This is a genomic window from Brucella pseudintermedia (assembly GCF_008932435.1).
GTDB classification, from domain to species: Bacteria; Pseudomonadota; Alphaproteobacteria; order Rhizobiales; family Rhizobiaceae; genus Brucella; species Brucella pseudintermedia.
Genome location: NZ_WBWE01000004.1, coordinates 166318 through 179151, shown reverse-complemented (window position 1 = coordinate 179151; position 12834 = coordinate 166318). Strand labels below are relative to the sequence as shown.

Here is a 12834-nt window from a genome sequence, read left to right as displayed (position 1 = left end):
AGGGCTTCTACCTTTTCTATCCGCTGACGACTTCAGGCAACGGCCTGTCCACGATCATCGCATGATCGAGAACACGTTGCAGATTGGCCGCATGACGGAAGCTTGGTTCCAGTTGCGCGCCATCAGCGACCGCGCGCGCAAACCGCTGATAGTTGGTTTCCACCGTTCCTGCATCAATGTCCCGCCAGACCGGCGTTTCGATATCCTCACCGATGGAGCCGCGCAAGCTTGACCCCGTCGGCGTGTGAACGACTTCCAGAGCCCCCTTGTCTCCATGAATGCGCAGCCGCAGCTCGTTCAGATGACCCGTCGCCCAGCGGCTTGCATGGATGACACCCAGCGCGCCATTGGCATATTCCGCCATCATGACGAAGCTGTCATTGGCATCCAGCACATATTCGCCGATATGGTTGTTGTCCGCCTTCTCGAAAGTTTTCAGGCGCGCCGAAGCCCGCTCCACATCGCTGCCGATGGCATAAGTCGCGAAGTCGAGAATGTGGATGCCGACATCGCCCAGAACGCCATTTGAGCCGTGCCGGGTCGACAGACGCCAGAGCCATTTGCTCTCCGTCTTCCAGTCGCCCCACGCCTTGGAGACCAGCCAGCTTTGCAGATAGGACGCCTCGAAGTGGCGAACCTGTCCGATCTCGCCCGCCAGCACCATTTCGCGCGCCTTTTGCAGCGGCGCGACATTGCGATAGGTGAGGTTGACCATATTCACCGCGCCCGCCTGCTCTGCGGCATCGGCCATTTCAGCGGCTTTCTGATAGCTTTCAGCCAATGGCTTTTCGCAGAAGACGTGCTTGCCGGCCCCGACCAGCGCAAGCGTGGTCGGGTGGTGGATGGCATCCGGCGTCACATTGGCAACTGCATCGAAACGGTTCCATTCCAGAGCATCCTCAAGCCGCGTGAAGCGGTTGTGAATGCCATGGTTTTCCGAAAACGCATCGACACGCACTGCCGAAACATCGCACGCCGCCACGACCTCGACGCCCTCAATGGCCTTGAAGGCTTCGACATGGTTCTTCGCCATGCCGCCTGTACCAAGAATAAGAAGACGCATGATGCACCTCAGCGATAGCCGGCTTCGCCCGGTTTGTGCAATTTCGGACCACGCTCCACGATCGGCTCCGGCGCCTTGTCGACCGGGACATTCGGCGCAGTATGGATGCCCGTCCAGGCCGGTTGCGGATTGTAAGCCCATTTCACTGAATTGCGCAGAACCGTCTGCACATTCGCATCGTGATAGGTCGGATATGTCTCGTGACCGGGCCGAAAATAGAACACGTTGCCTGCCCCGCGCCGCCAGGTCATTCCCGACCGGAAGACCTCACCGCCAGCGAACCATGAGATGAAAACGGTTTCGAGCGGTTCGGGTACCGAAAACTGCTCGCCGTACATTTCTTCGTTCTCAAGCACAAAATTCTCATCCAGCCCCTGCGTGATGGGATGGCCGCGATTGACCACCCAAAGCCGTTCACGCTCGCCCGCCTCCCGCCATTTCAGCGCGCAGGGCGTTCCCATCAGGCGCTTGAATATCTTGGAGAAATGGCCGGAATGGAGCACGATCAGCCCCATGCCCTCAAAGACGCGCTTTGCCACACGCTCCACAACCAAGTCGCTGACGCCGCCATGGTCCTTATGTCCCCACCAGACCAGCACATCGGTTCCGGTAAGACGCTCTTCGCTCAGGCCATGTTCCGGTTCCTGCAAGGTCGCAGTCGTCGCTTCGATAGCGCCATCCTTGTTGAGCGCATCGGCGATGGTGTTGTGCATCCCGTCCGGATAGATTGAACGCACGGTTTCATTGATCTGCTCGTGAATGTTTTCACCCCAGACGATAGTACGAATAGGCACGAGTATTCTCCTTGCTGCGGGCATCATGGCCCATTTGTCTCACGTGTCGTTGAGCTTGGGAGGTCGGCGCTATACGGCGCGGCCTTTTTCATCGAAACGATGAATGTTTTCCCCCATGGGGGAAACCGAAAGCGTCTCACCCGGTTTACGCGCTGCCACGCCGCTTTCGCGGACCACCAGCGGCTCCTCCAGGCCGAGATCGATATAGACATAGGTATCGGAACCGAGGATTTCGGTATGGATCACCTGACCGGTCCAGCGGCCTCCTTCGGGCACGACGGCGAGATGTTCAGGACGCAGGCCCACCGTATGCGCGCCAAAAGGCTCACTATATCTGCCGGTCAGGAAATTCATCTTCGGTGATCCGATGAACCCGGCGACGAAAAGCGAATTGGGCTTTTCATAAAGCTCGAGCGGCGTGCCGATCTGCTCCACGCGTCCATCGCGCAGAACGCAGATGCGATCAGCTAGCGTCATCGCCTCCACCTGATCATGCGTCACATAGATCATGGTGGTGTCTTCCATGCTCTGGTGAAGCTTGGCGATCTCAAGCCTTGTAGCCACACGTAGTGCCGCATCGAGGTTGGACAAGGGTTCATCGAAGAGGAAAACCTTCGGATCACGCACAATGGCGCGGCCGATAGCAACGCGTTGGCGCTGTCCACCCGAAAGCTGGCGCGGCAGGCGCTCCAGATAAGGTGACAGTTGCAGCATCTCTGCGGCCTGATGAATACGGTCCTTGCATTCATCCTTGCTCTTGCCTGCAAGCTGCATGCCGAAGGCCATGTTCTCATAGACCGTCATATGCGGATAAAGCGCATAAGATTGAAACACCATGGCAATGCCGCGCTTCGACGGCGCGAAGCTGTTGACCACCGTTCCGTCGATGGAAAGGCTTCCCGAGGTGATTTCCTCAAGCCCGGCAATGAGACGCAGCAGCGTGGATTTTCCGCAGCCGGAGGGGCCGACGAAAACCATGAACTCGCCGGGGCGTATATCCATATCCACGCCCCTGATAACCTCGAAATTCCCGAATGACTTGCGCACGTCGCGCAACTGAAGTTCTGCCATGGTTGTACCTAACCCTTTACGCCGCCTGCCGTCAGACCGGACACGATCCGCCGCTGGAAGATGAGCACGAGGATGACGAGGGGAACCGTAACGATAACGGAAGCCGCCATGATGTTTCCCCATGGAATTTCAAACTGGCTGTTGCCGGACAGAAGCGCGATTGCCACGGGCACGGTGCGCTGACTGCCGGAAGAGGTGAAGGTGAGCGCGAACAGGAATTCGTTCCACGCCGATATGAAGGCGAGCAGTCCGGTCGTCACCAGGGCGGGCCACATGAGCGGCATGAAAACCCGCGTAATGATCACCCATGGCGACGCGCCGTCCACGATTGCCGCTTCCTCGATTTCCACCGGCAGGTCGCGCATGAAGGTAGTGAGCACCCAGACCGTGAAAGGCAGCGTGAAGATCATGTAGGAAAAAATCAGCGCCAGCGGCGTATTGAAAATGCCCAGGAAGCGGATCAGCTCGAAAAGGCCGGCCAGCACCGCGATCTGCGGGAACATGGACACCGACAGGATGGTGAGAAGCAAGAGCCCCCGCCCCCGGAAGCGCACTCGCGCCAGCGCATAGGCAGCCGTTACCGCCAGCAACAGCGAAATCGCTACTACAACGGTTGCCACCAGCAACGAGTTGCCGAGGCTACGTAGAAAGCTGCCCTGCGTCAGCACGCCGGTATAGTTGTCGAGCGAAAAGCTGTTGGGCCAATAATCGACCTGAAACAGCGCCGTTCCCGATTTTAAACTTGTGATGATCGCATAATAGAACGGAAACACCGCAATCAGAATGATGAGCGCCACGAGCAGATAAAAGCCGAGCGTTTTCACAAAGCGCATCACGCTACTCTCCCCTTCCGCCAACATTCACGCGTCCGAAGAACATGTAGACCACGGTTATCGCCGCGATGATGAGGAACAGCATCGTCGATGCCGCCGCGCCATAGGCGAACTTGTCGAAATCGAAGAGATTCTCGCGGGCGAAAACCGACATGGTCTTGGTCCGCGCGTTGTTGGGCGTCAGCACATAAATCAGATCGAAGATGCGCAACGCGTCGAGCATACGGAAGATGATCGCTACCATCAGCGCCGGGCGGATCAATGGCAGCGTTACGCGCCAGAACACTTTCAGCGGATGCACGCCGTCGATCTTCGCGGCCTCATAAATATCAGACGGCACCATTTGCAGGCCGGCCAGAATGAGCAGCGCCATGAAAGGGGTCGTCTTCCAGACATCGACGATCAGGATCGCGATCATCGCCGTATCGGGATTGGCCGTCCAGGCGATCTTCTGGCTGATGAGGCCCAGATTGATCAGGATATGATTGAGGATGCCGAACTGGTCATTGAGCATCCAGCCCCACATCTTGGCCGAAACGATGGTCGGGATGGCCCAGGGGATCAGGATTGCAGCGCGCACAAGCCCGCGCCCCCGAAAGTTTGCGTTCAACACCAATGCAACGATCAATCCGAAGACGGTTTCCAGACTGACCGACAGAACGGTGAACCGGATCGTATTCCAGACTGCGCCCCACCAGGCCGGATCGGCCAGGAGACCGCGATAGATAGTGCGTCCGCTCTTGAGCGTCACCCACGACAGATAATTATTGAGGCCAACAAATTCCGCCGTCCCGAGGCTCGTGAGGGACGCATTGGTGAAACTGAAATAGACGGTCCGCAACAGCGGCCAGCCTGCCACCAGCGCCAGCACGGCCAGCGTGGGCGCTAGAAACAGCCACGCCGAGCGGACACGCTGCGCGCGCAGATCGGAATGAACCCGGCTTTTTCCGGCCAGGCTCCCCGCAACATTGAGAGAAGTCTCCGTCATGATCCCACTCTTGGTCCTGTCCAGAGGGATTGGAGCGTTCGGGTTGCCCGATAGGGGCTTGGGAGAACAACCCGAACGCGGCTTGACCGGTCCTACCAGCCGGAGCCTTCCAGCTCAGTCAGCTCGACCTCAAGCATTTCGAGATTTTCCGCCGCAGTGCCGTTGCCCGAGAGCGTCTTGTGCACCGCTGTCCAGAATTTCGATGAGACTTCATTATACTTCACCTTGGTCGCAGCCGATGGCCGCGGCACGGCATTCTGGAAGATCGGCTTCCAGTTGGCCATGAAAGGCTGCGCCGCGATGACGTCCTTGTCGTCATAGAGCGCTTCGATGGTCGGCAGTCGCGAAATCTCCACCGCCTGCACCTTCTGCACTTCCGGCGAGGCCAGATATTTGACCAGCGCGATGGCCGCATCCTGCTTGGTGGAATATTTGGAAACGGCGAGGTTCCAGCCGCCAAGCGTCGAGGATGGCGCGTCGCCTTCCGCACCCGCAGGCAAGGGCGCGACATCGAACTTGCCTTTTACGCCACTGTCCGCGCTGTTACCGAGCGCATAGGCATAGGGCCAGTTGCGCATGAAAACAGCGTTGCCCGTCTGCCAGACACCACGCGATTCTTCCTCTTGATAGGCAAGCGCGCCCTGCGGCGAAATCGTGCCGATCCAGCCCTTGGCGCGGTCGAGTGCTGCCGCGGCCTTCTCGTTGTTGACGGAGATGGTGCCGTCGGCCTCGACGATCTGGCCTCCGCCGGAGGACTTGATCCATTCCAGCGCGTTACAGGTCAGGCCTTCATAGGCATTGCCCTGAAACACGAAGCCCCAGAGATCGGACTTTCCTTCGGCCCGCTCCTTGTCCATGATTTCCTTGGCGGTTGCCGTCATCTCGTCCCAGGTCTTCGGAACCTGCTTGTTATATTTTTCGAGCAGATCCTTGCGATAGAAAAGGGCGGGAGCATCCGTATAGAATGGCAGCGCAACCAGCTTTCCGTTCACGGTCTGCGACGCGATGATGGAAGGAAAATGCGCGCCGGTGACGTCCTTGGCCGCTTCCGTCAGGTCGACAAACTGGTCGGACAGTTGCGGCGCCCAGACCACATCCGTCTGGTAAACGTCAATATCGGCGTTACCGGCTGCAAGCCAAAGACGATACTGGCTGAACTGCTCGCTGCTCGAGGGCGGCATCGAGACGATATTGACCTTGTTGCCGGTATCTTTCTCGAACTTGACGATCTGCTCCTGCAGAAACTTGATGTTGTTGCCCGTCGAATTGGCCGCGATGGAAATCTCCACCGCATGGGCGCTCACCGTCGCCAGACCAAGCGCCACGCACGCCGCGAGCACACCTTGAAAAGCCTTCATAGTTCCCTCCTCCCATCCATTCTGCAAACGGTTTGATAAAATCGAAAACGGTTTGGATGGCAAAAAGGTTGCAGAGGAGTGGATTTCTGTCAAGCAGCAGAATCTCCGGCGCGCTTCGTTTCACCCATTGCCAATCCCTATTCTGTTATAATTCAAGCGGTTAGGGTTTCATTGCGTTGTTGATCGGCATTCTAGGCACGCTTTCCTTGCGGCAGGCGGGAGCAAGAATCCGAACAAACTTGAAATCGGTTTGGATTTCATGCACCCTATATGTTGCAGCACGCAAAGAACGCAGCCGGCCAATTGTTAATCGCAGGGAAGCGGCTATAATCCGCCGCCTTGCCTGCCCGTATAATTTGAAAGCCAAATGAAGCTCCGTGAATTCGCCAAACATCTGGGCCTTTCGGCCACGACCGTCAGCCGGGCGTTGAGCGGCTATCCCGAAGTGGCGGAAAGCACGCGCAAGCGGGTGATGGACGAGGCGGTGCGTCTTGGTTACCGGCCCAATGTCAACGCGGTCAGGCTTGTTACGGGTCGCGCCGGTGCAATCGGTGTCGTGATGGGACGCAACAGCGAATTTCACTTCGCTGAATTCATGCGCGGCATGGCCGAACGGCTCAGTCAGGACGAAGTCGATATTCTTGTCAGCCCCATCGCCAACAATGGAACCGACGACGAAGTGCAGCTCTGCCGGCGTCTGGCCACCAGTCGCCGCGTGGATGCCGTCATCGTGACATCTCCGAAGCCCAATGACGAGCGCATCCGCCTGCTGCACGAACTAGGCATGCCATTTCTCGTCCATGGACGTTCCGAGACCGACATTCCGCACGCATGGCTCGACATCGACAATGAAGGCGCGGTCTATCGCTCGACGACGCATTTGCTCGATCTCGGCCATCGGCGCATTGCGATGATCAATGGGCGTTACGGCTTCACCTTCTCGCTTCACCGAGACGAAGGCTACCGCAAAGCGCTTGAAAGCAGAGGCATCGCCTTCGATCCCGATCTGGTCGCGCATGGCGACTTCACGGACGAAATCGGCTATCGCCTTGCTCGCAAGCTGTTGGAGCGCAATCCGCGCCCGACCGCATTTGTGGCCGGCTCGATGATGACCGCACTTGGCATATACCGCGCCGCAAGATCCTTCGGCCTGACCATCGGCAAGGACATTTCCGTCATCGCCCATGACGACGTGATCTCTTTTTTGAGCGCCGACAATATGGTCCCTTCCCTTACGGCGACGCGCTCCTCGATGCGTGCGGCAGGCAAGCGTTGCGCCGATCTCCTGATGGACATACTCGACGGACGCGCCGCGTCCGACATTCAGGAATTATGGCCGGTCGAGCTTATCCTGCGGGAATCCGCGACCCGCGTACCAGAATGGGCCTGATGCTGAATAGCTGACCGATTTGCCAGTTTAGCGCCGCCGGTGTAGATTTGCCGTGCAACGCGGAATTGGCTCGGCGCTTGAAGAAGCGCATTCCGAAGCCAAACCGCGTTGTGTTTGGTTAAATCGGAGTACAAATTGCGCAGTGAACAATCTATTCTTCAAATCTCAATAGCGGTTACTATCTTTGTTGCTGGTTTCGGCGTCGTTTTCGGCCTGCTATCCGGCTCATTTTCTATCGTATTCGACGGCGTTTACATGCTTGCCGACGCTGCCATGAGCGGGCTTGCCCTTCTCGTTTCACGGCTCATCGCACTCTCTGCCCTGCCGGAACAGCCTCGCGGAAAACTGCGTGATCGCTTCACGATGGGTTTCTGGCATCTGGAACCCATGGTGCTCGGCCTCAATGGTATGATGCTGACCGGCGTTGCGATCTACGCGCTTATAAATGCAATCGGCAGCCTGATGGATGGCGGACGCAATCTTGAATTCAGCTATGCGATTTTCTATGCGGTGGTCGCGCTCATCGCTTGCCTCGGCATGGCGTGGTTCGAAATGCGCGCAAACCGCACATTGAAGTCGGACTTCGTGGCGCTCGACGCCAAAGCCTGGATCATGTCGGGCGGAATTACCGCAGCGCTTTTGATAGCCTTCTCCATTGGCTATGCCATTGAGAATACGGAACTGGGCTGGCTGACACCCTATATCGATCCCGCAGTTCTGGCAGTCGTTTGCCTTGTCATCATTCCCATGCCGATCGGCACGATCAAACAGGCGCTGGCCGACATATTCCTTGTCACCCCAGCGGACCTTAAACAGCATGTCGACAGGATTGCGGAAGAGTTCGTCAAGCGCCACGGTTTCCTGTCATACCGCGCTTATGTCGCCAAGGTCGGCCGCGGCAAGCAAATCGAACTCTATTTCATTGTCCCGCCCGATCTTCCGCCGCGAAAGCTTGAAGAATGGGACCAATTGCGTGACGAAATCGGCGATGCGCTCGGCGGTGAAGGGCCGGACCGGTGGCTGACCATCGCCTTCACCACGGATGTGGAGTGGGCAGTCTGACCCGAAACCCTATTCGTTTGTCAGCGACAATTGCCGGCGCAGCCGCATCGTGCGGCTGTCGCCCGGCTGGCGAGGCAACCGGCTGAAGGCATTCAGGTAATTGGTCTTGGTGCGCATGATGTGCGCGTCCAGTATTTCCTTCAGTTCTTCCGGCTTGTCGGCGTCAGCCAGTTCGATGATGGCGGCATGATCGGCGAAAGAGCGCGCGGGCTCGCCCTCCGCGCCGATGGCCAGATGGGTCCGCAAGGCAGCGACACGTCCCAGAATACTGTCATAGGCCCGCGCCAGATAACGATTGCCGCAGACGCGGAAGAAAGCCAGATGGAATTCCGTGTCACAGCGCCCGTAAGCGCGCAGATCATCTTCGTCTATCGCCACGCGCATGAGATCGTACTGCTTTTTCAATTGTGAAACGAGCTTCTTGCGATTGCAGACGAGCGCCAGCCGCATGGCTTGATCCTCAAGGCCGACGCGAAAATCACACAGTTCGGCAATGTCTTCCTGCGTGGGCGTGAAAACATAGGTGCCGGACTTCGGAACGATGTGGACCAGTTCCTGCATCTGCAAAATGTTGAGCGCCTCGCGCACCGGCGTGCGGCTGACATCGAACGCCGCAGCAAGCATGTCTTCGGAGAGGTTTTCACCGAATAGAAACTCCGCATCGACAATCGCACCGCGAATGCGTTCCGCGATGCTGCTTGCCAGCGACTTCTTGTTCTTGCCCCGAATCTCTTTCATGTCCGAATCTTACAGACGCCTTATTGCAACGTATAGAGCGGTTGAAACCGCATTCAAATTCCACGCGTGATAGTAACGGACCCGGTGATGCCGGGTCCGTCAGTCCACTAGTCCCGTTTGGCTTTCAGGCTCATGCAGAGGAAGAAGCCGATGATCGGGAATACGGACAGGGCCAGCAATGACAGCGAAAAGCTGTCGGTCGTGGATTTGACCCAACCGACGAGATAAGGCCCGGTGAAGCCGCCAAGCTGCGCGAAGCCATTGATGGCGGCAAGACCGCCAGCAGCAGCGGCGCCCGAAAGGAACTGGGTCGGCAGCGTCCAGAACACACCCAGATAAGACCAGAGGAAGAAGGCGCAGACCGACAGCAGGACGAGGCTCAAGACCGGCGACGGAGACAGCGCGCTGGCGGCGAGGAACACGCCGCCGAACAGGCCTGCAATCGCCGTATGGATCTTGCGTTCGCCAGTACGATCCGAACTGCGCGAAATCACCACAAGTCCGATGGCTGCGAACACGAAAGGAATGGCCGAAATGAGCCCCGTCTGGGCCGCACTGTAATCACCAAGGCTTTTGACGATCTGCGGCAGCCACATGATGACGCCATAAACGGCAATGCCGTTGAACATATAGACCAGCGTCAGAAGCCAGACGCGGTAGTCGCTGAAAACCTCTTTCAGCGAATGGCGGGTATCAGGCTGCTTGCCCTGATTTTCCTTGGCAAGTTCGGCCATCAGCCAGGCGCGTTCGTCTGCCGTCAGCCAGTGCTTGTCCTTTTCTGGACTGTCGACCAGATAGAAGAATGTCACGATGCCGAGGAGCACGGCGGGAAGCCCTTCGAGAATGAACATCGCCTGCCAGCCATGCAGGCCGAAAAGCCCCTCGCCTGCATCCATCAGCCAGCCCGAGAACGGCGCGCCGACAACGATGGAAAGCACGGTTGCCGTCATGAACAGCGCCGTTGCGCGGCCACGTTCCTTGGCCGGAAACCAATAGGTGAGGTAAAGCAGAACGCCCGGCGCAAAACCGGCTTCCGCAACGCCCAGCAGGAAGCGCAGGATGTAGAACGAAACCGGGCCCTGCACAAAAGCCATGGCGCAGGAGACCAGCCCCCACGTGACCATGATGCGCGCGATCCAGACGCGCGAGCCAAGCTTGTGCAGCATCATGTTGCTCGGCACTTCAAACAGCATGTAGCCGATGAAGAAGATGCCCGCCCCGACGCCGAACATATAAGGCGTCAGGCCGATATCATTGTTCATGTGAAGCGCGGCATAGCCGATATTCACCCGATCAAGATAGTTGACGATGAAGCAGATGAAACAGAACAGTACGATCCGCAGGTTGAGCTTGCGAATGGTGCTGTCGCGCAGGTCGGGCGTTACGCCGACCGCGCTCACAGTGGAATTGACCACGATATCCTCCCAGATCTACGCTCACGTCCCTGCATGAGCGGCATGCAATAATCTTTGCGGAAGTTGTCACGCGGCAATGCGCGCCTTCCGTTTGGAGCTTCGGCGAAAAACAGGTCGGGGCAGTCAGGCATGGCCCCACGGACGGGTAGGCCATCGCACAATTCCGACCGTTGTCGTCTTGCTCCGTCGCAATGATTAGCCTGCCAACGATCACTTTACAAGTAGCATACAAAATCTTGTACCTTAGATTGACAGATTGCCGCTCGCATGGCTTTTAAAGTCAACGTCGCCCCATGACCGAGTCCCGCGGATTCTCATCGGCGACCCACGGACGCGCTGCAGCGTTCGTTTTCGAGGAGGAGATAATTCATGACCGCACTCAACGCCCCGCCAGCGTTTCCGACCGATTTCTTCGTCGACCGCGTGGTGCTCGTCACCGGCGGCGCATCCGGCATCGGCAAGTCGATTGCCGAAAAGCTCATCGCGCTCAAGGCCCGGGTCGCGCTTTGGGACGTGAACGGCGCGCGCCTTGAGGAAATGGCGGAAAGGCATGGCGAGCAGGTTCTGACAGCCCTTGTGGATGTTTCGGACAAGACAGCCGTCGACCGCGCGGCGCAAGACATCGCCGCGAAATGGGGCGGCATCGACCATCTCGTCAATAATGCAGGCATCATCGGCCAGCGCATGACCGTCAAGGATTTCGATGCCGATGAACTGGACAGGGTGCTCGCCGTCAATCTGAAAAGCGTGTTCTACGTTTCCAGTGCCTTCCTTAACAATCCGGGCACGAAGCCGAACAAATCCGTGGTCGGCCTTTCCTCCATCGCCGGGCGCACCGGCGGCATGGTCGGCAACATCGCCTATGCCACGACCAAGGGCGCAATCGCGTCCTATACCTACGCGCTTGCCAAGGAACTCGCGCCGGAAATCCGCGTCAACGCTCTCGCCCCCGGCGTGATCGACACGGAAATTCAGAAAGACGTCTTCGCAGATCCGGCGAGCATCGCGAAGATGGCGGACCTCATCCCGCTGAAACGGCTTGGAACCGCCGATGAAGTTGCCGACGCGGCCATCTGGCTGCTGTCGCCGGGCGCAGCCTATATCACGTGCGTCGTGCTTGATGTTTCCGGCGGACGATAGAGCGGTTCCTGATAGCATCGCCAGAACCGCTCCAACTATTTGTTTTATCGCATTTTCCAGCGCGAACATGCTCAAGGAGACGACGATGACACAGGCAAGAGCCCTGAAAAACCTCATCGAAACAGGGCGCATCGTTCAGGCGCCGGGGGCGCCCGATCCGCTGACCGCCCGCCTCGTGCAGCAGGCGGGATTTCCGGCCATCTACATGACAGGGTTCGGCGCGACGGCAAGCCGCCTCGGCACTCCCGATCTTGGCCTTCTCACCCAGACCGAGATGACGACCCATGCGCGGGATATGACCCGCGCGGTGGATATTCCGGTCATCGCCGATGCGGATACGGGCTATGGCGGCCCGGCAAATATCGTTCGCACTGTCGAAGAATATATCCAGTCCGGCGTTGCAGCCATTCATCTGGAAGACCAGATGGCGCCGAAACGCTGCGGCCAGCTTGCCGGTATCCGGCTGATCCCGGCGGAAGAAAATGTGCGTCGCCTCAAATGCGCGATCACGGCTCGCGCCGACAAGGACCTGCTCCTTATTGCCCGCACCGACGCCATGCCCGCAGCGGGAGCGGAAGAAGCAATCCGCCGCGCGAAAATGTATCAGGACACGGGTGTCGATCTTGTTTTCGTCGATGGCATCAAGACCATCGCGGAAATCGAAACCGTCGCCCGGCATGTCGAAGGACCGAAGGGCGTCAGCATTGTCGATGGCAATGAAACCGTGGCGCTGACTGCCGCCGATCTCGAACAGATGGGTTTCAATGTCGTGTTCTATGCTCTGTCCACACTGTTCTCGGCAGTAAAGGCGGTGAGCGACACGCTGTCGGTTTTGAAGCGTGACGGCACGCCGAAGGCACGCGCCGGAGACATGATTACCTATCAGCAATATTGCGACATCGTTGACCTGAAAAAATTTCAGGATCTCGATGAGGAATATGGCTGGTCATAAGCGGATGAAACGAGGCGGGCTGCGGCGCCC

Annotated in this window: 12 protein-coding genes; 4 read left to right on the top strand and 8 right to left on the bottom strand. The window is 58.1% G+C overall.

Annotated elements, in window-relative coordinates:
• Positions 1-16: 16 nt before the first annotated feature.
• From F9K78_RS07035 to F9K78_RS07010, 6 genes are all read right to left on the bottom strand, one after another.
• Complete coding sequence (locus F9K78_RS07035) at positions 17-1063, bottom strand: Gfo/Idh/MocA family protein (protein ID WP_121981051.1); 1047 nt, start codon at positions 1061-1063, stop codon at positions 17-19.
• A gap of 8 nt (positions 1064-1071) precedes the next feature.
• Positions 1072-1857 carry a ThuA domain-containing protein gene (locus F9K78_RS07030; RefSeq protein WP_162929802.1) on the bottom strand — a complete coding sequence of 262 codons (786 nt, stop codon included), beginning with the start codon at positions 1855-1857 and terminating at the stop codon, positions 1072-1074.
• A gap of 69 nt (positions 1858-1926) precedes the next feature.
• A complete protein-coding gene (locus F9K78_RS07025) occupies positions 1927-2928 on the bottom strand; it encodes an ABC transporter ATP-binding protein (RefSeq protein WP_121986252.1) in 1002 nt (333 codons plus the stop codon).
• Between the two features lie 8 nt (positions 2929-2936).
• The gene (locus F9K78_RS07020; RefSeq protein ID WP_162929803.1) at positions 2937-3764 is read right to left on the bottom strand and encodes a carbohydrate ABC transporter permease; all 828 of its coding nucleotides are present in this window, start codon (positions 3762-3764) and stop codon (positions 2937-2939) included.
• A 1-nt stretch (position 3765) separates the two neighbouring features.
• Complete coding sequence (locus F9K78_RS07015; RefSeq protein ID WP_121986250.1) at positions 3766-4749, bottom strand: carbohydrate ABC transporter permease; 984 nt, start codon at positions 4747-4749, stop codon at positions 3766-3768.
• 92 nt (positions 4750-4841) lie between these two features.
• Positions 4842-6107, bottom strand: coding sequence for an ABC transporter substrate-binding protein (locus F9K78_RS07010; protein WP_121981056.1), 1266 nt, complete (start codon positions 6105-6107; stop codon positions 4842-4844).
• Positions 6108-6474: 367 nt separating this feature from the next.
• Here F9K78_RS07010 and F9K78_RS07000 point away from each other — a divergent pair, with 367 nt between their 5' ends.
• Positions 6475-7497, top strand: coding sequence for a substrate-binding domain-containing protein (locus F9K78_RS07000; protein WP_121986249.1), 1023 nt, complete (start codon positions 6475-6477; stop codon positions 7495-7497).
• Between the two features lie 135 nt (positions 7498-7632).
• Positions 7633-8559 carry a cation diffusion facilitator family transporter gene (locus tag F9K78_RS06995; RefSeq protein WP_121986248.1) on the top strand — a complete coding sequence of 309 codons (927 nt, stop codon included), beginning with the start codon at positions 7633-7635 and terminating at the stop codon, positions 8557-8559.
• Between the two features lie 9 nt (positions 8560-8568).
• Here the strand turns inward: F9K78_RS06995 and F9K78_RS06990 are convergent, their stop codons facing one another.
• Together F9K78_RS06990 and F9K78_RS06985 are read right to left on the bottom strand one after the other, a co-directional pair.
• Complete coding sequence (locus F9K78_RS06990) at positions 8569-9297, bottom strand: GntR family transcriptional regulator (protein ID WP_121986247.1); 729 nt, start codon at positions 9295-9297, stop codon at positions 8569-8571.
• A gap of 107 nt (positions 9298-9404) precedes the next feature.
• A complete protein-coding gene (locus F9K78_RS06985; protein ID WP_121986246.1) occupies positions 9405-10712 on the bottom strand; it encodes an MFS transporter in 1308 nt (435 codons plus the stop codon).
• Between the two features lie 369 nt (positions 10713-11081).
• On the opposite strand from F9K78_RS06985, the gene F9K78_RS06980 reads away from it, so the two are divergent.
• On the top strand, positions 11082-11852 hold the full coding sequence (locus F9K78_RS06980) for an SDR family NAD(P)-dependent oxidoreductase (protein WP_121986245.1): 771 nt from the start codon (positions 11082-11084) through the stop codon (positions 11850-11852).
• A gap of 85 nt (positions 11853-11937) precedes the next feature.
• Entirely contained in the window at positions 11938-12804 is an 867-nt protein-coding gene (locus tag F9K78_RS06975) for an isocitrate lyase/PEP mutase family protein (RefSeq protein WP_121986244.1), read from the top strand.
• Positions 12805-12834 lie beyond the last annotated feature (30 nt).